This window comes from Telluria sp. RT2P19, assembly GCF_059685725.1.
Genome location: NZ_JCASIL010000005.1, coordinates 42,118 through 62,147, shown reverse-complemented (window position 1 = coordinate 62,147; position 20,030 = coordinate 42,118). Strand labels below are relative to the sequence as shown.

Annotated in this window: 16 protein-coding genes and 1 pseudogene; 9 read left to right on the top strand and 8 right to left on the bottom strand. The window is 64.0% G+C overall.

Annotation, left to right across the window (positions count from 1 at the left end; all coding sequences use genetic code 11):
* Window positions 1-13 precede the first annotated feature (13 nt).
* Window positions 14-1,357: a GH1 family beta-glucosidase gene (locus tag AC56KW_RS08460; protein ID WP_497170294.1), complete on the bottom strand. Its 1,344-nt coding sequence runs from the start codon at window positions 1,355-1,357 to the stop codon at window positions 14-16.
* A 92-nt stretch (window positions 1,358-1,449) separates the two neighbouring features.
* A complete protein-coding gene (locus AC56KW_RS08455) occupies window positions 1,450-3,870 on the bottom strand; it encodes a TonB-dependent receptor (RefSeq protein ID WP_497170293.1) in 2,421 nt (806 codons plus the stop codon).
* Between the two features lie 277 nt (window positions 3,871-4,147).
* On the opposite strand from AC56KW_RS08455, the gene AC56KW_RS08450 reads away from it, so the two are divergent.
* The 4 genes from AC56KW_RS08450 to AC56KW_RS08435 all read left to right on the top strand — a co-directional run bounded on the left by AC56KW_RS08450 (window position 4,148) and on the right by AC56KW_RS08435 (window position 8,850).
* Window positions 4,148-5,158 carry a LacI family DNA-binding transcriptional regulator gene (locus tag AC56KW_RS08450; protein WP_497170292.1) on the top strand — a complete coding sequence of 337 codons (1,011 nt, stop codon included), beginning with the start codon at window positions 4,148-4,150 and terminating at the stop codon, window positions 5,156-5,158.
* Between the two features lie 285 nt (window positions 5,159-5,443).
* Entirely contained in the window at window positions 5,444-5,869 is a 426-nt protein-coding gene (locus AC56KW_RS08445) for an organic hydroperoxide resistance protein (protein WP_497170291.1), read from the top strand.
* 211 nt (window positions 5,870-6,080) lie between these two features.
* A complete protein-coding gene (locus AC56KW_RS08440) occupies window positions 6,081-7,106 on the top strand; it encodes an alpha/beta hydrolase (RefSeq protein ID WP_497170290.1) in 1,026 nt (341 codons plus the stop codon).
* Between the two features lie 583 nt (window positions 7,107-7,689).
* Window positions 7,690-8,850 carry an MFS transporter gene (locus AC56KW_RS08435; RefSeq protein WP_497170289.1) on the top strand — a complete coding sequence of 387 codons (1,161 nt, stop codon included), beginning with the start codon at window positions 7,690-7,692 and terminating at the stop codon, window positions 8,848-8,850.
* 113 nt (window positions 8,851-8,963) lie between these two features.
* On the opposite strand, the gene AC56KW_RS08430 is transcribed toward AC56KW_RS08435, so the two are convergent.
* The 4 genes from AC56KW_RS08430 to AC56KW_RS08415 form a co-directional block, all read right to left on the bottom strand.
* Window positions 8,964-9,788, bottom strand: coding sequence for an AraC family transcriptional regulator (locus tag AC56KW_RS08430; RefSeq protein ID WP_497170288.1), 825 nt, complete (start codon window positions 9,786-9,788; stop codon window positions 8,964-8,966).
* A gap of 334 nt (window positions 9,789-10,122) precedes the next feature.
* Window positions 10,123-11,175 carry a glycosyltransferase family 9 protein gene (locus AC56KW_RS08425; protein WP_497170287.1) on the bottom strand — a complete coding sequence of 351 codons (1,053 nt, stop codon included), beginning with the start codon at window positions 11,173-11,175 and terminating at the stop codon, window positions 10,123-10,125.
* 153 nt (window positions 11,176-11,328) lie between these two features.
* Window positions 11,329-12,735 (bottom strand): N,N-dimethylformamidase beta subunit family domain-containing protein, encoded by a 1,407-nt coding sequence (locus AC56KW_RS08420; protein WP_497170286.1) that lies wholly within the window; start codon window positions 12,733-12,735, stop codon window positions 11,329-11,331.
* Window positions 12,732-14,372: a carbamoyltransferase C-terminal domain-containing protein gene (locus AC56KW_RS08415; protein WP_497170285.1), complete on the bottom strand. Its 1,641-nt coding sequence runs from the start codon at window positions 14,370-14,372 to the stop codon at window positions 12,732-12,734. Before AC56KW_RS08415 ends, AC56KW_RS08420 begins: the two co-directional genes overlap by 4 nt.
* Before the next feature lie 217 nt (window positions 14,373-14,589).
* Between AC56KW_RS08415 and nudC the strand changes: the two genes are divergently transcribed.
* Window positions 14,590-15,411, top strand: coding sequence for an NAD(+) diphosphatase (gene nudC, locus AC56KW_RS08410; protein WP_497170284.1), 822 nt, complete (start codon window positions 14,590-14,592; stop codon window positions 15,409-15,411).
* Here the strand turns inward: nudC and AC56KW_RS08405 are convergent.
* Entirely contained in the window at window positions 15,408-16,331 is a 924-nt protein-coding gene (locus AC56KW_RS08405) for a hypothetical protein (RefSeq protein WP_497170283.1), read from the bottom strand. The genes nudC and AC56KW_RS08405 overlap by 4 nt on opposite strands.
* Before the next feature lie 143 nt (window positions 16,332-16,474).
* Here AC56KW_RS08405 and folE point away from each other — a divergent pair, with 143 nt between their 5' ends.
* The 3 genes and pseudogenes from folE (at window position 16,475) to AC56KW_RS08390 (ending at window position 18,168) form a co-directional block, all read left to right on the top strand.
* Window positions 16,475-17,041 (top strand): GTP cyclohydrolase I FolE, encoded by a 567-nt coding sequence (gene folE, locus AC56KW_RS08400; RefSeq protein WP_497170282.1) that lies wholly within the window; start codon window positions 16,475-16,477, stop codon window positions 17,039-17,041.
* Between the two features lie 80 nt (window positions 17,042-17,121).
* Window positions 17,122-17,397 (top strand): annotated as a pseudogene (locus AC56KW_RS08395) (transposase); the annotation flags it as partial.
* A gap of 162 nt (window positions 17,398-17,559) precedes the next feature.
* Window positions 17,560-18,168: a phosphatase PAP2 family protein gene (locus AC56KW_RS08390; protein ID WP_497170281.1), complete on the top strand. Its 609-nt coding sequence runs from the start codon at window positions 17,560-17,562 to the stop codon at window positions 18,166-18,168.
* A gap of 92 nt (window positions 18,169-18,260) precedes the next feature.
* Here the strand turns inward: AC56KW_RS08390 and AC56KW_RS08385 are convergent, their stop codons facing one another.
* A complete protein-coding gene (locus tag AC56KW_RS08385; protein ID WP_497170280.1) occupies window positions 18,261-18,683 on the bottom strand; it encodes a hypothetical protein in 423 nt (140 codons plus the stop codon).
* Window positions 18,684-18,794: 111 nt separating this feature from the next.
* Between AC56KW_RS08385 and AC56KW_RS08380 the strand changes: the two genes are divergently transcribed.
* Complete coding sequence (locus AC56KW_RS08380; RefSeq protein ID WP_497170476.1) at window positions 18,795-20,030, top strand: RtcB family protein; 1,236 nt, start codon at window positions 18,795-18,797, stop codon at window positions 20,028-20,030.

Here is a 20,030-nt window from a genome sequence, read left to right as displayed (position 1 = left end):
ATTTTTTATGCGATCAAGTCTTGATGCGGTTGGCGATGAATTCGCGATACCACAGCGCGCTGTCCTTCAGGGTGCGCTGCTGGGTCGCATAATCCACATGCACGATGCCGAAACGCTTGGCGTAGCCCGAATTCCACTCGAAGTTGTCGAGCAGGCTCCAGAGGAAGTAGCCTTGCACGTCGACGCCGGCATCCATCGCCTGCTTGAGCGCGGCCAGGTGGCTGCGCACGTAGGCGATGCGTGCCGGATCGTGGACACGGCCATTCTCGACCACGTCGGGATTGGCCATGCCGTTCTCGGTAATGTACACCGGCGGCAGGTCGGGGTACTCGGCTTTCAGCTTGATCAGCAGTTCGGGCAGGCCTTCCGGGAAGATTTCCCAACCCATGTCGGTAACGCCGTGGGGCGCCGGCGCCGGCACCGGCGGGGTGGCGGCGCTGCACCAGCTGCGGAAATAATAGTTCGAGCCGAGGAAGTCGATCTTTTGCTTGATGATGTCGAAGTCGCCGTCCGCCACCACCGGCGCGTTGGCGCCATGGCCGCGCAGGGCGAGTTCGGGATAATGACCCTTGAAGATCGGGTCCATGAACCACTGCACGGAGCGCGCGTATTCGAATTCGGCCATGGCGCGGTCTGCGTCGGAATCGGTGGCTGGATCGGCGGTCCACTGGTTCAGGACGATGCCGAGCTTCGCCGCGCTTCCGGCGTCTCGCATGGCGCGCATGGCCAGGCCGTGCGACAGCAGCAGGTGGTGCGAGACCTGGATCGATTGCTTGAGGTCGACCACGCCCGGCGCGAATTGGGCGTTGCCGTAGCCGAGGTTGGCCGTGCACCACGGTTCGTTATGGGTTGCGATGGCCTCGATGCGGTTACCGAAGCGGCGCGCGACCTCGTGGGCGTAGTCGGCGAAACGGTGCGTGGTGTCGCGGTTCAGCCAGCCGCCATCGTCCTGCAGTCCTTGCGGCAGGTCCCAGTGGTACAGGGTGGCGTGCGGGCGGATGCCTTTTTCGGCGAGGGCGTCGAGCAGGCGGTCGTAGAAGCCGAAGCCGGCCTCGTTCCACGCACCCTTGCCGGTTGGCTGCACGCGGGCCCAGGCGAACGAGAAGCGGTAGGCATCCACGCCCAGCGAAGCCATGATGTCGACGTCTTCGCGGTAGCGGTGGTAGTGGTCGCAGGCGACGGTGCCGTCGCTGCCGTCCTTGATATTGGCCTTGTTCTGGCAGAAGGTGTCCCAGATCGACGGACCCTTGCCGTCGATGTCGTGCGCGCCTTCGATCTGGAACGAGCTCGTGGCCACGCCCCAGGTGAAGTCGGATGGGAAGTCGTTATTGAAATCGAAGTTGGGGCTCTTGGTCATGGAACTCTCGGATCGCGGGCGCGGCGTGTGAATAAGCGTATGAAAAGCAAAAAGCAGGCGCCGATCGGGCGCCTGCCGTAGGGTGGCTTCTTTTAGAAATCAAAGCCGGTGTTGATGCCGACGGTGCGTGGCGGCTTGTACTGCGCCAGCCATGGGCCGAAGCTGTTGAAGGCGCTGGTCTTGATCTTCTTGTCGCTTACGTTGCGTACGAAGGCGTCGACCCACCATTTGTCCTTCGCGTAGCGCAGGCCGAGGTCGGCGCTGGCGTAGGCCTTCTGGCGGTCTTCCGGTCCGAGGTCGAACACGCTCAGGCGCACTTCATCCTCGTAGCGCGCGGTGATGCGCGGCACCAGGGTACCGCCATTGGCCAGGTAGAAGGTATGCTGGTACTGGACCGTGGTCGAGAACTTCGGCGCATGCGGCAGCTTGTGGCCGGTCACGTCGAGGCAGTTCGAGATGCTTGGGTCGACCGTGCAGGTTGGCAGCGAGTAGTCGTTCGAGCCGGCGATCAGGTGGCCAAGCTTGGTGTCCAGCACGGCCAGCGAGATCGACAGGCGGCCATCCTTGGCAATGCGCGCTGCGATCTCGGTTTCCAGGCCGTACACCTCGGCGCCGTCGGCGTTCTCGATGGCCAGTCCGCGGCTGCCGTCCGGGAAGCTGACCGGCGAATTGAACTGGAAGTCCTTGAAGTCCATGTAGAACAGCGCGTTGTTGATGCGCAGGGCGCCGTCCATGAAGGTGCTCTTCGAGCCGATCTCGTAGTTGGTCAGCGTCTCTGGCTGGTAGGGCAGGCCGCGATCCTGCACGCCGCCCGACTTGTAGCCGGTCGACACGCTGGCGTAGACCATGTTGTTGCGGTCGATGTCGTAGTTCAGGCGCACCAGGCCGGTGGCCTTGTTGTCCTTGTACTTGCCGTCGTTCGGCACGCCCGCCACATAACCGTTGACCGGATCGCGCGGGTCGATGTGCGGGTTGAGCGGCAGCTGCGGCGCGGACAGGTCATAGCCCCAGGTGTAGCCGCGCCCGCCGATGTGTTCACGCTCGTCGCGGGTGTAGCGCACGCCGCCGGTCAGGTGCCAGGCATCGGTGATGTTCCAGGTGGCCTGGCCGAACACCGCCGTGGTGTCGACGGTCTGCTTCGGCTGGATGAACGAACCCTGCCAGTTCACATCACCGTCCGGGGTGCCTTTCATGCCGGCGATGTCGAAGCGGATGTCGTTCTTCTCGTTGCCATAATAGGCGCCGACCTGCCAGTCGATGGTCCGGGTGCCGGTCGACTGCAGCAGCAGCTCGTGGCTGTGGCTACGGTAGTTGGAGTCGGTCGTGGTGTGTTCCTGGAAGATGCCGCCGGTGGTGATCGAGGTCGGAACGACCGTGCCGCCATCCTGGTCGAAACGCATGTCGCCGCTGTACTTGGACCAGCCGGCCACGTACTGCAGCGCCATGTCGGGGCTGATGTCCCAGCTCAGGCGGCTGCGCACGTTGTGGCTGTCGCGGTTGATCCATGGTGCGCTGTCGGACAGGGTCGACCAGTGCTTTTCGCCGGCGCGCGGGACCTGCATCAGGTTGGCGCTCGGCGTGCCGCGGTCGATGAATTTTTCGTAGGCGATGTCCCAGCGCAGGTTCGGCGCCAGTTGCCACAGGAGCGACAGGCGCGCGGCGCTCTGGTCCTGGGCGCTGTACTTGTCGCCACCCGCGACGAAGTGATTCGGGTTGATCGGACGGAAACCGGCCGGGTCGGCGCCGGAAGCCAGGTAGGCGGCGCGCTGCGACGCGACCGAGGGATTCTTGAAGCTCTGGTAGTCGACATAGCCGTCATGGCGCTCGTGCACCACGGCGAAGCGCAGCGCCGCGTTGTCGGCGATCGGAATATTGACCGCGCCGCGCACGCCCAGGCGGTTGTAGTCGCCAATGCCGCCTTCGAGGTAACCCGAGCGGCTGTTCAGTTCCGGCTTGACGGTCTGGATGTTGACCGCGCCGACGGTGGAGTTGCGGCCCCACAGCGTTCCCTGCGGGCCGCGCAGCACCTCGATGCCCTCGACGTCGAATAGCAGGGCGGTGGCGCCTTCGGCGCGCGGCGAATAGACGTTGTCGACGAAGGACGCGACTTCAGGGTCGGCATACTCGGTCTTGGCGCTGTCGTTGCCGATGCCGCGCAGGGTCATGGTGGTGACGCCGTGGTCGCCCTGGGACGTGGCCTGGAAGCCCGGCACCAGCGCCACGACGTCGAGCATGGTCTGCACATGGTTGTCCTGCAGGGTGGCGGCATTGAGCGCGGTGACCGCGATCGGGGTGCGCTGCAGCGAGGTCGAACGCTTGGTGGCGGTCACCTTCACTTCGGCGATCTGGCCGTTGTCGGCGACCGCCGGTGTGGCGGCGGCCGGCGACGCCGGATCGGATGCGGTCTGGGCCTGGGCGCTGCCGATGCCGGCGAGCAGGGTCAGGATGGCGAGCCGGATGGCTGCGGACGAAGAAGTACGAACTGCGGCCCCCGCGGGCGTAGTCATGGTCATTGCTTGTCTCCGAAGTGTAGTTTTATGGGGTGATGCTAGCGCTAACAGCCGGATCGATGAGAAATCGATTTCATCAATTCTGAAAACGGTTTCATAGTAGTTTCGTCCGTAAAAAAATGTCAATCAGAATTTGTGAACAAGGTTGATAGGTTTGTTGCATCTCAACGACGATCACCTTATGAAAGATTTTCATCGCAGCCTGCATCTATCCTTTGCGGGCGAATAACGCGTGATATACTTCAAGCAACAAATTGCTGCGGATGGGTCCACACGCTTCATGAAAAACGTCGAGAGCGGTACCAGCACCCTGTATCAGGTCGCCAGCGCTGCCGGCGTATCGCCGGCCACGGTGTCGCGTTTCCTGAACGGCACCGCCAAGGTGTCCGAGGACAAGCGGCGCATCATCGAGCGCGTCATCGATGAACTGAACTACAAGCCGAACCGGCTCGCGCAAAGCCTCAAGATCGGCAGTACCCGCACCATCGGCGTGCTGACCCAGTCGCTCGAGAGCGGCTACTTCAACCGTGCCATGGTCGGCATCGAGGACGCGGTCAAGGCGGCCGGCTATGCACTCCTGATCATGAGCGGCCACTGGCATGCCGATGAAGAAGCGGAGCGGGTCGAGCTCCTGATCGGGCGCCGGGTCGACGGCCTGGCCATCCTTACCGGGAACATGAGCGACCAGCAGATCCTGGATTTCTCGAAGCGGGTGCCGATCGTCGCCTTCGGGCGCGACGTCCAGGGCGTACGCACGCATGGTTTTTGCCTCGATAACTACCGCGGCGCCTGCGAGGCGATGGAATACCTGATCGCCCAGGGTCACCGCCGTATCGCCCACATCTCCGGCCCGGACGACCACCGCGACGCGCGGGCGCGCCTGGCCGGTTACCACGACACCCTGGCCAGGCACCGCATCGAAGCCGATCCACGGCTGGTGGTGTCGGGCGATTTCAGCGAATCGGGCGGCTTGCTGGCGCTCAACGGCCTGCTGGCGGCCAACTTGCGCTTCACCGCAATCTTCGCGGCCAACGACCTGACGGCGTATGGGGCGCGGCTGGCGCTGTACCGGCGCAATATCCGGGTGCCCGAAGACATCTCGCTGGTGGGCTTCGACGACCTGGAAAGCTCGATGTATTCGACGCCGCCGCTGACCACCGTGCGCCAGCCCCTGTACGACGCGGGGATCGGGATCGGGCGCAGGATGTTGGCGATGCTGGCGCATGAGCAGCCGGAAGGAGAGGTGCCGCAGTTGAGCCTGATTGTCAGGGAATCGGTGCGCTTGCTTTGATGGGCTGATTGTCTGGGCTACACGCATTGGTCGAACGCGTCGGCGGGGGCCAGCCCTGCCGCGCCGTCATCAGGCTATCTTGGAAAACCTTGCAGTTACATCTTGCAACACAAATCGTTTGCAATTAAATCGCGAGCTATGTAATATGCTTTTCATGGCAGCGACGAACGAATAAGCAAACGGGTCGGCGGGCCAAGGTAGACAGTCATTTAAATAGCGCGCTATTAAATAGTGCTTTAGTTGAATCCGGCGGCAGGGCCGCCGATCACCACAAGGAATCTCATCATGGCAATCGAACAAGTTCTGTACCGTGCAAGCGCGAAAGCATCGGGTGGCCGCGAAGGTCGCGCAGTGTCGTCGGATGGCGTGCTGGATGTGAAACTGACCACCCCGAAAGAACTGGGCGGCGCTGGCCTGGAAGGCACCAACCCGGAACAGCTGTTCGCTGCCGGCTACTCGGCCTGCTTCCTGGGCGCCATGAAATTCGTGGCCGCCCGCGACAAGCTCAAAATCTCCCCGGACGTGTCGGTCGAAGGCACCGTGGGCATTGGCCCGATCCCGACCGGCTTCGGCATCGAAGTCATCCTGAAGATCAGCCTGCCAGGCGTGCCGGCCGATGAAGCGCGCACCCTGGTCGACCGCGCCCACATTGTCTGCCCGTACTCGAATGCGACTCGCGGCAATATCGATGTGACGCTGCAACTGGCATGAGATATTGCTTTTCCCGGACAACCGGGGGAAGTGCGGAGTTACATCCGCAACTAGCCATAGTGAATAGGTAGTGCGCGATTTAATCGTCAATATAATCGTTGATCGAGCACTGTTATCGAATGATCCGTTTATGCAATGAAGGTGCACGGCGCGCTGCTACTGTGGCAGACGGCCCCTTCGCCCACCAGAACCCAACAAGAAAGGAAGCATCATGAAAACCTTGAGCAAAGCACTTGCCGCAGCCTCCCTGGCCCTGACCTATGGCGCCGCAGCGGCTGCCGACATCGCCCCCACCGTGGAGCGCCGTACCGCCGAGTTCCTGACCGCCCTCAACTCGGGCGGTGGCAAACCGATCGAGCAACTGTCACCGGCCGATGCGCGCAAGGTACTGGAAGGCGCGCAGAAGAGTGTGCAGGTCAATCTGCCGAAGGCGGATGTGTCGGACAAGGTGATTACCGTCGACGGCAAGCAGATCAAGCTGAAGATCGTGCGTCCGGCCGGCGTCAAGGGTGTACTGCCGGCCTTCATGTTCATCCACGGTGGCGGCTGGGTGCTGGGCGACTATCCGACCCACGAGCGCCTGGTACGTGATGTAGTGGAGAGCTCGGGCGCGGTGGCGGTGTTCGTCGACTATACCCGCTCGCCGGAAGCCGGCTACGGCGTGGCCATCAACGAGATCTATGCCGCGACCAAATGGGTGGCGGAGCATGGCAAGGAACTGAACATCGACGGCAGCCGCCTGGCGGTGGCCGGCAACAGCGTCGGCGGCAATATGGCGGCTGCACTGACCCTGATGGCCAAGGACAAGGGCGGCCCGAAACTGCGCTACCAGGTACTGATGTGGCCGGTGACCGATGCCAACTTCGAGACCGGTTCGTACAAACAATTTGCGGACGGCCACTTCTTGAGCCGCAATATGATGAAATGGTTCTGGGACAGCTATACGAAGGATGCCGCCAAGCGCAAGGAGATCTACGCTTCGCCGCTGCAAGCGACCTTGCCGCAATTGAAGGGCTTGCCGCCTGCGCTGATTCAGGTCGCCGAGAACGATGTGCTGCGTGATGAAGGCGAAGCCTACGGCCGCAAACTGGACCAGGCCGGCGTGGATGTGACCGTCACCCGCTACAACGGCATGATCCATGACTTTGGCCTGCTCAATCCGCTGGCCACTGTGCCGGGCGTACGCTCGCAAGTGCTGCAAGCCGGTACCGAACTGAAGAAACATCTGGCCAAGTAAGCGTTGCTGACTCCTGTTTGGGTCGCCTGAGGGCGGCCCTTTTTTTTATATACAGCTCATGCGTATCTCGAATTCGGTGTCGTTCCGATGCAAGGATTTAACAATTGAGCCGACATCTTTTGGCGAACTCAGCAGAAAGTACGCATGAGAGGGAGGCGAAGCTGAGTTGACTGAATAGTGATTTCAAGGAGCAATCCGAGCCTGTTCGGATACGTAAAAATACGCTGTTCTTGCGCAAAAATGCTGCAATGCAATAATCCATCGGTGTCCTAAGAATCACCGTCCTGTCCTCATGTGCTCAGCAATAACTGGTTACATCTACGCCTATTTCCTTACTTCTCCCTTGGGAACTCATGGGGTGCCGACAATGTTCACTATGTATCTTGCAAGTAAGTTGTCGTTTTTGTGTCAGCGCAATACAACGTCTCAAAATATTTTTCCGCGCGGAAAACAAAAGCCAAGAAAGGTGTTTAGAATTGCCGTCCATCAGCTTCCTGACGTAAATATTTCAGACGCGTCCGGACTGTAGAAAGCACACCCGCAATTATTTGACGCTTCAAACAATTTAACATTTCGCGCCTTCATGCAAACCACTGTTTCTGTTCCACGTCGTTCCTCTTCCGTCCTCGTACAAGGCCAGCTGTTCTCGCTGCCGGTCGTGTTTGCCCTGTTCGGTGTGATCATGGGCTCGTGGGCCGGCCGTATCCCGGCCCTGGCCGCCGGCGTCAACGTATCGCATGCGGCGCTGTCGATGGTGCTGCTGTGCGGCGGACTCGGCGCCGTGATCTCGTATCCGATCTCGTCGTTCCTGATGGCCCGCTTCGGCGCGCGCAAGACCATCATGATCGCGGGCCTGGCCCTGTTGTGCGTGCTGGTGTCGATCGGCATGGCGCCGGACGTGTCGCGCCTGATGATGGCGGTCCTGATGCTGGGCATTACCGCCAGCACCTTCGACGTCGCCATGAACTCGGCCGCCGCCCGCCGCGAAAAGCAGAGCGGCAAGTCGGAAATGTCGCGTCTGCACGGCCTGGCCTGCGCCGGCGGCCTGGTCGGCGCCACGCTGGGCAGCCTGATGGCCAGCATGAAGATTGCACCGGCTACCCACTTCCTGATGCTGGCCGGTCCGCTGGCCGTGCTGCTGTGGCTTGCCGTCAATCTGCTGGAAGCCGATGAAGCCGGCGAGAAGGTCGAAAAGAAAAAGTTCGCACTGCCGCGCGGTCCGCTCGTCCTCCTGGGTCTGCTCGGCTTCTTCGGTTCGATGGCCGAAGGCAGCATCGCTGACTGGAGCGGCGTATTCCTGAAAGAGCACTTCGGTGCGTCGGACGCCCTGGCGCCGCTGGCACTGTCTGCGTTCTCGCTGATGATGCTGATGTCGCGCATGGTCGGCGACAAGATGAAGGAACGCTACGGCGCAAAGCGCCTGGTGACCCTGGGCGCAATGGTCGCCGCATGTGGCCTGTTCTTTGCAGTGCTGGCGCCGAGCGCCTATATCGCCCTGGGTGGTTTCGCCATCGCCGGCGTCGGCCTGGCCCTGGTGTTCCCCTTCGTGTTCAGCGCTGCCGGCGCGCAAGGCCCGGCTGCCCTGGCGGCAGTAGCCAGCATGGCCTACAGCGGTAGCCTGATGGGCCCGCCGGCCATCGGCGCCGTCGCCCACTTCGTCGGCATGCAGGCAGCAATTACCTACGTCGGCGGCCTGTCCCTGGTGATCGCGATAGTGGCGTGCCGCACCCGCCTGCTGAAGTAATCGAGATGGCGGCCGTGACAGCCGCCTGGTAATGCACAACGCAGACGCGCCCGCCAAGGCACGTCTGCGTTTTTATTTGGTACCTATCGGGATAGGCTCGTCGGCTCTGGGTATCAGGCGGTCGCCTGCTTGAGCCATTCGCGCGGTGACGCGCCCATCATGGTGGTGAAGGCGCGCGTGAACGTGGATGGACTGGTATAACCGGTGCGGCTGCTGACCTGCTTGACCGGCATGCCCTGGCGCAGCAGGCGGCTGCCGACGCCGATGCGCCAGCGCGTCAGGTATTCGCCCGGCGGGATGCCCATCACGTCGCGGAAGCGCTCGGTGAAGGCGGCGCGCGACATGCAGGCGACCTGGGCCAGCGACTGCAGGCTCCAGGGCTCGTGCGGGCGCTCATGGATGGCGGCCAGCGCCAGCGACAACTGACGGTCGGACATTCCGGCCAGCAAACCCACCGACAGCCTGCCGCTATGGAATTCGCGGCGGATGACCTGGATCAGCAGGACGTCGCACAACCGGTCCAGGATCACTTCGCGTCCTGGCTCGCTGCGAGCGGCTTCGTCGAACAGCAGGTCGAGCGTGGGTTGCAGGCCGGCGATCTCGCTGAGCGGGAGCACCAGGCATTGCGGCAAGATGCGCGCCAGCGGATTGCTCATGCCATCCTGGAAGACGATGTGCGCGCACAGCAGGCTGGCGCTATGGCCCGATATCACCTGCAGCCGATGGCTGGTGCCGCGGGGATAGAATAAAAGGCTGGGCTCGGTGATGCTGGTAACGGCGCCATCGTCATGGATGAAGTCGACGGGGCCTTCGCGTACCACGTGCAGCTGACCTGACACACCGTCTTCCGGGAAATGATTGGCGTCGCAAAACATCCCGTTATAGAAGATGCGGGCGTTGAAGGAGTGGCGGCCGACCAGCGATGAAAGTTTGTCCATAAAAATAATGATGTGACGTTACCCAGCCATTCTGATGAGAAAATAGTTTGCCGTGTGGGAATTGGTGAGAATCCATCCAGAATACAACGTTTTCACAGCACGCTACCCAGGCTGGGTGAGCCACGGCCAACGCGAACCTGACGAACGCGCACATCAGGATCAGTGAGTTACGTCAGGATTCCAGAGCATTCAACATACACGTGAACGACATGCTTTTGTGTCAAGCTTGGAATAACGGCGGGTCATAGGCTGTTCAGTCATACATGCTTGCTAAACAGGCAAGCATTGCACCATCATGCGCGTTGATAAACAATAAAATACCGTTGTGATGGCTTTACCAGTAAGGCCACATCCCCGCCGCCCGTTGCCTGCTGGGCTCGGCGCCGGTGAGCAGGGCGCGCGCGTGCTGGAGGACGACAGTGGCGCGTTCGGCGCCAGGATCCCAGATGCAGCGATGGCGCAGGCGGTCGAGCGGCGCCCAGCGCGCGATGTCGGCTTTGCTGAAGATCACCACGCTTTTCAGCCCCAGTCCGGCTGCGATGTGCGACACACCGGTGTCATTGCAGATCAGCAGGCGCGCGCGGCTCATCAAGGCCGCCATGGCGCCGATCGAGATCGCCGCGGCGGCAATGACGGCAGGCACGTGCATACGATCGGCGACCGCCTGCGCGAGCGGCGCCTCGTCGGCCGAGCCGGTCAGGACGATGCGCATGCCGAACTCGTCTGCAAGCCGGTCGGCCACGCTGGCGAAGCGCGCCGGGGGCCAGCAGGTGTCGCGCTGGCGCGCTCCCGGGTGCAGGCAGATATAGCTCCCGGGCTCGAGCCCAGCCGCGAGGCCGCTGGCGGCAAGTTCATCCTCGTCTTCGCGCCGGATGGGAAACTCGAGGTGGGGGCCGGCCGCCGGCGCACCGAGCTGGTCGACCAGGTGCAGCAGGCGTTCCGGTTCGGCGCCTGTCTCGGGGCAGGGCGCCAGGACGGTTTTTTCGGTGACCATCGGCTTGCCGCGGCAATGCCCCGCCATGGCGGCCGCGCCGAAACGGGAGACGATGTGGTTCGCGATGTCGCCGCAGCCGTGCAACTGTACGGCCAGGCAGAATTCGCGCGCGCAGACCGTGGCATAGAAGGACGGCAGGTCGTCATGGTGCACGGTTTGCTCGGGCAACAGCGGGTGGCCGGGAAAGGGCAGGAATTCATCCAGGTAGGCCGAGAAACGATGGGCGAACTGCGCTGCCCACGGCAGGCCCACCAGGGCGATGTGGGCCTTGGGCAGGGCCGTGCGCAGGGCGCGCAGGGCCGGCACCGCGCACAGCATGTCGCCAAGATGCAGGGCACGGAATACCACGATGGACTGGACATGGAAACGATGCAGCAATGGTCGCCGGTGCATGACACGCTCTCCTCTCACGATCGTTATCGTCGCGGCGAATTCTTGTCGTTCCCCGCGGTTCCTGCCTGTTGCCCCGATGCTAGTTGCCTTGCCTTGCCTTGCCTTGCCTTGCCTTGCCTTGCCTTGCCGCGCGTGGCGACGGCGTGCGCCGCGTCAGGCCAGCAAGCGGTCCAGCACATTGCGCGTGATGCGTTCGACACGGCGGTCGCGCGGCCCGTCGATGACTTGCGCCCAGTCGGTGGTGCCGGCCGAGAATACGGTGCCGCCGCGCTGGTAGATGCCCAGGGTGGCGGCGTGGATGCCTTCGCGCGCGGCATGCCGTTCACGCGGCGGTAGTTCTTGCCAGTGGCGATCGAGGTGGCAGGCGGCGAGCACCTGGTAGCCGTGCGGCGTGCCGGCGCGGTCGCACCAGGTCGACAGGATCGCCTGGCCGCTGTCGTGGTCGAAGGCGGCCAGCGGGGCACCGTCGCATGCATGGCCGACCAGCGGCGGCCAGGTATCGTGGCCGAAGCGCTCACCCCGCGCCAGGCCGGTGCCGGCGAATACCCAGTGGCTGGCATCCTGTACCCGGAAGCCGCCGGTCTGGCGCGGACCGTCGCGCCAGGCGCCGCCGTGGCGGTAGCTGGCGCCGCTCAGACGGTCTTCGGGCCGGGCCGCGCCGCCCGGTCGCCACCAGTGGTCATGCGCATCTTGCGGACCATCTTGTCGGCAGACCAGGGCCGTTCCGCCATCGACCAGGTGGATGCGCCACCAGCACAGCTTGCCGCCGAAGAAGGCGACATTGCCGCCGGCTTCGACGAACGCTTCGACGGCGTCACGACGGGTTTCGGTCCAGTATTCGTCATGGCCGGCCCCGACCAGCAGCCGGTAGCGGCCGAGCAGGGCAGGATCGTCGTGGATGTCGAGGTCGGTGCAATAGTCGACCGCGTAGCCGCTGCGCTCGAGCCAGCGTACGAAGCGGGCATCCCAATGGGCGAAGGTCTGGCGCGGCGAGCGGCAATCGTAATGGTCGGGCGCGCCCCAGACCGGGCCGCCGATGCCGCCGCCGGGACGGCGCAGCGAGACGCGCGCGCCGGACGGCATTCCGGAGCGGTACGGCGTGGCGTAATAGCAGCCGCCACCGCTGTTGTTGTAGGCGTGGTAGGTGGCCAGCGGCAGCTTGTACAGCAGCCGTCGTCTGGGGCCGTGGCCGGCGTCGGCGGTAGCGCATGTGACCGGCGCTGGCAATGTGTCGGGCTCGGGTTTCACCACGAACAGGGCCGCGCCGGCATCCTGCTCGAGCCGGGGCGGACGCGGGCCTCCGTCTTCGAGCTGGGCCAGGTAGACGCCGGAACGCAAGGAAGGCCCCAGCGCCAGCGAATAGTCGGGCCAGTGCCAGTCGTCGGCCGGCCCGGCGTCAAGCGCATGCTTGCCCGGCAACCACTCGCTGCGCATGATGGGCTCGAAGCCATCGCCCCAGCGGTAGACTGCGGCGCGAAAGCGCGGCCGGTCGGTCGACACGTGCAGTTGCAGGCGCTCGCCGGGCCGGATGCTGGCATGGCGTGGGTAGCCGCGGATCATGCCGGCAACCCGGGTTCGTGGCGCTTCATGACGAGGTAGGGCGGCATGGCCAGGCCGTGCAGCGGCAGGCGACGGAAGGTGGCGACGGCCTCTTGTGGGGTCTCGACGAGGGGCTCGTCCTTGCCGCGCAAGGAGGCTGCCAGCAGGACAGGCACGCCGGTGCGCACTTCGAAGCCGGCCAGCAGGGCGCGCAGCACCGGATCGTCGCTCGGGCCGATCGTCTGCAGGCGCGCGCTGCCGTCGACATGGGTGACCGCCGCCAGCAGCGGCATCACGCTGCTGCGCACAGGGACCGCGAATTGCATGAAGGGCGACGGCGCCTGCAGGTCGAAATATTGGGAGGCGCGCTCTTCGGCCACCATCGGTGCGAAGGGGCGGAACCATTCGCGTTCCTTGACGCGGGCGTTGATCCAGTCGCGCATGCGCTCGCGGCGCGGATCGGCCAGGATGCTGCGGTGGCCCAGTCCGCGCGGTCCGAATTCGCTGCGGCCCTGATAGAGCCCGACGACCCGCCCCGAACACAGCAGGTCGAGCATGCGCGCGCATAGGGCGTCGCGCCCGCGCGGATGCTCGACGATGAGGTCGCTCGCGCCATCCAGCGCCGCCTCGATATCGGCCAGTTGCGGCGCCGGGCCGAGGTAATCGTGCGTCCAGCGAAAGTCGGCGCTGCGCCCGGCCAGCTCGAGCAGGCCGCAGATGGCGCAGCCGAGGGCGGCGCCGGCCGCGCCGGGGGCGGGGGGGGCGAAGATGCGCTTGAATGGGCCGTCGCGCAGCAGGCGCGCATTGGCCGCGCCATTGAGGGCGGCGCCACCGGCCAGGCACAGGTCGTCCAGGCCCGTGCGCAGGTGCAGCCAATGGCCCAGTGCCAGCAGGGCGTCTTCGAAGGCGCGCTGGCCGGCCGCCGCCAGGTTGGCGCAGTCGGTGAAGCTGGCCTGCAAGGCTCCGAAGCGAAAGCGCGCGGCTTCGCCCAGCAGGGATTGCCAGGCGTGGGGAACCTCGACCTGCATGCCATCGATGTCGAGCGACGACAGGCCGAGCGCGTGCGGGTCGCCGTAGGGCGCCAGGTCGCTGACCTTGCCCTCGTTGCCTTCGCCGGGGAACAGCGCCTGGGTCAGCCGGAAATAGAACATGCCGAGCCCCGCCGCGCGGCGGTTGTTATCGTCCGCGACCTGCTGGCCGATGCGGGTGATGCGCTCGCGGTCGACGCGGTAGCATGAGGCCACCTGGTGCCGGCCGTCCGGCCCGGCGCTGCCCTGGCCGCCCAGGACCATGACGGCCGCCTCGCGGAACGGTGAACGGTGGAAGACGCTGTAGACGTGGGCCAGGTGCTGCGGGATACGGGCGCGGCGCACGCCATGGGCGAAGGCGAGCGCATGATCTCCTTCGAGGCCGGCGCCTTCGGTGGTGCCAGCGACTTCGCCGGCGCTCAGGCAATCGACCAGCACATCGATCGGACGCTCGAGCCCGGACAGGTGCGGCAAGTAGATGGCGTCCACGTCGCCCGGCTCGCCCGGGTGGTGTCGGCGACGCGTCAGGCGCTCTTTCTGGATCGCCCATTGCACACGCGCACCATGCATGAGGCAGACACTCGCGTGCCGGTCGCGGTTTATGCCGAGCACAACGGGGGTATCGTCCATCGGGGTCTCCTGGTTGGTGCAGCGGCGAACCGAGGATCGCAAGCGAAAGAGCATGCAGCGGTCAGCCATACTTTGAGCGCGGCCGTTCAGGTTAGTTCGCGGTCGGGCGGTGAATTCAGGCAGCTGCGCGAAGGCCCCCAGGGACGCCGAGGGAGCGCCTGAACGTTGCCGGGAAAGACGGTATGATCGGTGGATTCATCCCACCATCACATCGACCATGCTCCAGACACCCGCCGCCTTCACGCCGCTGTTCGCACCGCATTCCGAGCCGGAACCCCTGAGTTTCCTGTTCCATAAGGGACAGCTCCTGGTGCGCGAAGACGGGCCCGCCTTGCCGGACGCGGCAACCCTGGAGCGCATGGGCGTGGCGCGCGAGACCCTGCAGCCGCTTGGTCTGCTGGATGGACGGTATTGCCAGGCCGGCTGGTTCGACCTGGAGCCGGTCCTGCCGCCAGGGTATACCTGGCGCGGCCTGCGCGCACTGTTCGGCGTGATCGACGAGGCGCTGGTGGGCGTGGCGGGACGCGCAGCCCAGGTGGCCGAGTGGGCGCGCACCCATCGTTTCTGCGGCGTGTGCGGGAGCGGCACCGTGCTGGCCGTGGGCGAGCGCTGCTTCAAGTGCGTCAACTGCGGCCACATGGCGTATCCGCGCATTTCGCCGGCCATGATGGTGCTGATCCGCAAGGGCGATTCGGTGCTGCTGGCCAAGCACCTGCAGCACGCGACGCAGCGCTTCGTGCCCCTGGCCGGTTTCCTGGAAGCGGGTGAATCGATCGAGGAAGCGATCCACCGCGAAGTGTTCGAAGAGGTGGGCCTGCGCGTGCACAACCTGCGCTATTTTTCCAGCCAGTCCTGGCCGTTCCCGCATTCGTTGATGCTGGCCTTCACGGCCGACTACCTCGATGGCGAGATCCGCGTGGACACCAGCGAGATTGCCGAGGCGCGCTGGTTCGGCCCCGACGACGAATGGCCGGAACGGGTGCCGCAGATGTCGATCTCGAGCGTCCTGGTGGACGCCCACCGCCCGCCTGGCCGCTAGGGCTGGAGCGGCGCCACCACCACGGCCACGCCATCGCTCGTGCGGGTGGTGGCCGGCGCGGCAGATGAGACAAGCGCCGGCGCCACGGCCTGTTCGGTATTGAGCGGGGCCGGCTTGGCGCCGGTGCCGCGCAGCTTGATCGCGCGCTGCAGGACGTCGAACCAGAACGGCGCCCCGAACAGGGTGGTGCAGGCGGTGACCAGCCAGCCGGAAGCCTGCAGTACAAAGCCGGCGTCGAGCACCGGCGGGAAGACTTGCCAGCCGATCGGCAGCACCCACAGCTTGGCCATCACCTCGGCATCCAGACCGCCTGGGACGGCGGTGATGTGGGCCGCCATGGCGGGATATTGCCACAACGTCTGGAACAGGTGGATGCTGTCGATGTTGAACAGGATCGTCAGCAGCAGCGAGACCAGGAACGAGATCAGGAGCTGGCGCCGTTTATAGACGCCGGACAGGCGTTCCATGGCGGTTTCGAACCAGCCGGCAAGCGCCGCCTGGAAGCGCTGCAGGTCGCCGCCGGCCTGGTGGTAGAGGGCATGCAAGCTGCGCCGCAACTGGGGGGCGGGGACGGCGGCGATGCCGGCCTCGAGCGAACCGTGGTTGCCGCGGACGGCGTCAACCAGCGCGATCGCGAAGTTCGCTGGTTCGATGTAGGATGGACTTAGCCTGGCCGGCCGGCGCGCGGCGGGATCAAGCGCGCCGGCGCGTGGGTTGACCATGGGATGCGCGTACAGTACCCGCGCCATGCCGTCGAAGCGTGGGTCGTTCAGCATGAGCTTGATGGCGTCTTGCAGCATGCGCGCACGCAGACGGAAGCTCGCGGCCAGGGCCTCCTGCAAAGTGGTGACGACCAGCGCCAGGGCGCCATAGCAAAATGCCAGGCCGATGGCGACTTCCAGAACCGTGCTGCCGAACATAGCGCTCTCCCAGGCTGGAACCACGCTCAACGCTAAGCCATCTGTGTCATATCGGATTTAATTTTGCTCAAGAACAGGGCAGTCGCCGACTGGCTACAGAGCTTTTCTATATACTTGCGGCAATCGTTTTTTTAAGGTGCACCATGTCTGACAAAGAAGCTTTCACCGAACACGACTGGCGTCGTCTCCTGACCAGCCTGGGCGAAAATCCGGAACGTCCGGGCCTGGTCGAAACGCCGGCGCGCGTCGCGAAAGCCTGGAAACACTGGACCTCGGGCTATAACCAGGATCCGGTCGAAGTACTCAAGGCGTTCGAGGACGGCGCCGAGGAATACAGTGAACTGATCGTCGTGCGCGGCATCCCCGTCTACAGCCACTGCGAACACCATTTGGCGCCGTTCTTCGGCAAGGCCACCGTTGGCTACCTGCCGAACGGCAAGATCGTGGGCCTGTCGAAGCTGACCCGCCTGGTCGATATTTTCTCCAAGCGCCTTCAGGTGCAGGAGCGCATGACGATGCAGATCGCCAACGCGTTGATGGAAGTGCTGGAACCCAAGGCCGTCGGTGTCGTCGTCAAGTGCCGCCATATGTGCATGGAAAGCCGTGGCATTCGCGCCATTGGCGAGGAAACCATCACCTCGACCCTGCTGGGCGAGCTGCAACCGAACCTGGCGCTGCGTACCGAGTTCCTTGCGCTGGCGCGCGACTGAAATGTCGGGAATCGGTTAGGCTGTAAATACAACGGGAACCTGTTCCAGATCAGGACCTCCAAGTTGTTTTGGAGGTCAACATGGATCGTCCAGCCTATCCCAGCGATATTCCCCGCGAGCAGTTCGAGACCGTGCGCGCCATGCTCGAAGCGGCCAGGCGCAAGACGCGTCCGCGCAAGCATGATTTATACGATGTGTTCTGCGCCGTACTGTACTTCTTGCATACCGGCACCACCTGGCGCGCAATGCCTCCCGGTTACCCGCCCTGGCGCACCGTGCACGAGTATTTCACCCAATGGACGATGCAGCGTGAAAACGGCCAGTCGTTACTGGAAAGCGTGTTGGAGAGAGCAGGCAGGCAGGCCGAACTGACCCAGTTGCGTAACTTGCTGCACAGGCGCTAGGCGCTGACACTCTGTCATCTTTTGTCACATTCTGTTGCACATTGCCAGGGCCGCGCAAGAATGGATGGGCTAAGCTAATGAAAAAGTTATCAATTTTTCATCACTCCCACTCCCATGTTCGAGCACGTCAACCTGACCCTGTTTTCCGTCCTTAATGCACATGCTGGCCTGACTGGCTGGCGCTTATTGGGCGCCTTGTTTGTGGCCGAGTGGCTGATTTTCCTGGTGCCTTTGTGTCTGGTGCTATTGTGGGCCAGCGGAACCGGGCCGGGACGCGAAGTGGCGCTGCGCGCCTTCCTGGCGGCGGCATCCGCATTGAGCCTGAACGCCATGATCGGGAACCTGTGGTACAGCCCGCGCCCCTTCGTGGCCGAGGTCGGCCATACCTTCCTGCTGCATGCGCCCGACAGTTCTTTCCCCAGCGACCACGCGACCAGCATCTTCTCGGTGGCGCTGGTGCTGGCCTTCAGTCGGGTGCCGGCGGCGCGCAGCCTCGGTCTGGTGATGCTGCCGCTGTCGCTGCTCGTGGCCTTGTCGCGGGTCTATCTCGGCGTGCATTGGCCGAAGGACATGATCGGTGCGCTGCTGGTGTCAAGTGGGGTTGCGCTGCTGGCGTATACGCCGCTGGCGCGCAGCATCTGTGCGCAGGCCTTGCCGGCGCTCGAGCGGGTCTATCACCGGTTGCTGGCGCTGCCGATCGGGCGCGGTTGGCTGCGGCCGTGAATGGTGGCAGACAGCTGATCATCCAGTGCGATGACAGAACCGATCATGATCACCGCGCCGGCGCCGAAGCCGGCCGCGCGCCCCGGCCGACCCTACGAGGCTTCTGGCTTCTCGAACGTCAGTTTGTTGTCGTCGCCGAGCTCGAAGATTCCTAGCGGCAGGCCGGTGACCGCGTCGGCGTCGGGCGCTGCCAGTTCCCTGCAATCGGTGGTGTCGATCTGCCAGGCCTGGTCGTCGGCGCGCAAGGTATAGACGTTGTTGCCGTTGCCGAATAGCTCGACCTGCAAATCGGACAGCCACACCGCGCCCAGCTCGAGCTGGCGCTGGCATTCCGGCAGGCGCGACAAGGTCACGCGCAGCGTCCCTTCCTTGGCCCAGAAAGTTCCCTTTTCGACCCTGACCGTGATCGCGTGATCGGTATTGGGGTCGATGGAATAGGTGGCCGTCTCGATGAAGCAGCCGGTCAGCAGTAGCGGAGCCAAAAGGATGAAAGGAAGGCGCATCGGCAGGTTCATTGTTCATTCGTGCAACAGTGTGGTGGGCCGAGTATAGCAATAGCGACAAGGACAGGGCCGATTCGGTCAGGCGAACACCATGGTTCGCCGATTTGCGCCATCATGCGCCGCATGGAACAGAACGACTACGAAGTGCTCGGCGCCGGCCGCGACGCGCGCGTCAAGATGTGGACCAAGGGCGTCCCGGTCGAGCCCGAAGCGAAGGAACAATTGTCGAAACTGGCGCAACTGCCTTTCGTCTTCCACCACGTCGCCGTCATGCCCGACGTCCATGTTGGCAAGGGATCGACGATCGGCAGCGTGATCCCGACCCTGGGGGCGGTGATCCCGGCGGCGGTCGGCGTCGATATCGGCTGCGGCATGATGGCGGCCAAGACGACCCTGCGCGCCGACGATCTTCCCGACAACCTGGCCCGGTTGCGCAGCGCCATCGAGCAAGCGGTGCCACATGGGATGTCGCCCAGAACGCGCAATGCGAAGGGCCGCGACGTCGGTTCCTGGAACAATCCCCCGCCCGCCGTCGATGCCGGCTGGGCCATACTGAAGGATGAGTTCGACGCCATCTGCCGCAAGTATCCGAAGCTGCGTCATGCGAACCACTACAAGCACCTGGGCACGCTGGGCAGCGGCAACCATTTCGTCGAGGTCTGCCTGGACGAGGAAAACTTCGTCTGGCTGATGCTGCATTCCGGCTCGCGCGGCGTGGGCAATGCGATCGGCACCCATTTCATCGAGCTGGCGCGCCAGGACATGCGGCGCCACATGGTCAACTTGCCCGACCAGGACCTGGCCTACCTGGAAGAGGGCACCCAGCACTACGACGACTATGTCGAAGCGGTCGGCTGGGCCCAGAAGTTCGCGCGCATCAACCGCGAAGTCATGATGCAGAACCTGATCCACGCCGTGCGCAGCGTTATCAAGAAGCCGTTCGAGACGCATGTGGAAGCCGTTAATTGCCACCACAACTACGTGCAGCGCGAGCGCCACTTCGGCAAGGACGTCCTGATCACGCGCAAAGGCGCGGTATCGGCGCGCGAAGGCGAGCTGGGCATCATTCCCGGTTCCATGGGCGCGCGCAGCTTCATCGTGCGCGGCAAGGGCAATCCAGACAGCTTCAATAGCTGCAGCCATGGCGCGGGACGCGTGATGAGCCGTACCGAAGCCAAGCGCCGCTTCACGGTGGCCGACCAGGAGCGCGCCACGCGCGGGGTCGAATGCCGCAAGGATGAAGGTGTGATCGATGAAATCCCGATGGCCTACAAGGACATTGACGCCGTCATGCACGCCCAGCGCGAGCTGGTCGACGTGGTTCATACCCTCAAGCAGGTGGTGTGCGTGAAAGGTTAG

Bases quoted from the DNA above. Each gene is read 5' to 3' on its own strand.
- folE (WP_497170282.1), top strand. From the start codon at position 16,475: ATGTCTGACAAAGAAGCTTTCACCGAACACGACTGGCGTCGTCTCCTG.
- AC56KW_RS08430 (WP_497170288.1), bottom strand. From the start codon at position 9,788: ATGGACAAACTTTCATCGCTGGTCGGCCGCCACTCCTTCAACGCCCGC.
- AC56KW_RS08390 (WP_497170281.1), top strand. From the start codon at position 17,560: ATGTTCGAGCACGTCAACCTGACCCTGTTTTCCGTCCTTAATGCACAT.
- AC56KW_RS08420 (WP_497170286.1), bottom strand. From the start codon at position 12,735: ATGATCCGCGGCTACCCACGCCATGCCAGCATCCGGCCCGGCGAGCGC.
- AC56KW_RS08460 (WP_497170294.1), bottom strand. From the start codon at position 1,357: ATGACCAAGAGCCCCAACTTCGATTTCAATAACGACTTCCCATCCGAC.
- AC56KW_RS08385 (WP_497170280.1), bottom strand. From the start codon at position 18,683: ATGAACCTGCCGATGCGCCTTCCTTTCATCCTTTTGGCTCCGCTACTG.
- AC56KW_RS08445 (WP_497170291.1), top strand. From the start codon at position 5,444: ATGGCAATCGAACAAGTTCTGTACCGTGCAAGCGCGAAAGCATCGGGT.
- AC56KW_RS08405 (WP_497170283.1), bottom strand. From the start codon at position 16,331: ATGTTCGGCAGCACGGTTCTGGAAGTCGCCATCGGCCTGGCATTTTGC.
- AC56KW_RS08450 (WP_497170292.1), top strand. From the start codon at position 4,148: ATGAAAAACGTCGAGAGCGGTACCAGCACCCTGTATCAGGTCGCCAGC.
- nudC (WP_497170284.1), top strand. From the start codon at position 14,590: ATGCTCCAGACACCCGCCGCCTTCACGCCGCTGTTCGCACCGCATTCC.
- AC56KW_RS08435 (WP_497170289.1), top strand. From the start codon at position 7,690: ATGCAAACCACTGTTTCTGTTCCACGTCGTTCCTCTTCCGTCCTCGTA.
- AC56KW_RS08380 (WP_497170476.1), top strand. From the start codon at position 18,795: ATGGAACAGAACGACTACGAAGTGCTCGGCGCCGGCCGCGACGCGCGC.
- AC56KW_RS08455 (WP_497170293.1), bottom strand. From the start codon at position 3,870: ATGACCATGACTACGCCCGCGGGGGCCGCAGTTCGTACTTCTTCGTCC.
- AC56KW_RS08415 (WP_497170285.1), bottom strand. From the start codon at position 14,372: ATGGACGATACCCCCGTTGTGCTCGGCATAAACCGCGACCGGCACGCG.
- AC56KW_RS08425 (WP_497170287.1), bottom strand. From the start codon at position 11,175: ATGCACCGGCGACCATTGCTGCATCGTTTCCATGTCCAGTCCATCGTG.
- AC56KW_RS08440 (WP_497170290.1), top strand. From the start codon at position 6,081: ATGAAAACCTTGAGCAAAGCACTTGCCGCAGCCTCCCTGGCCCTGACC.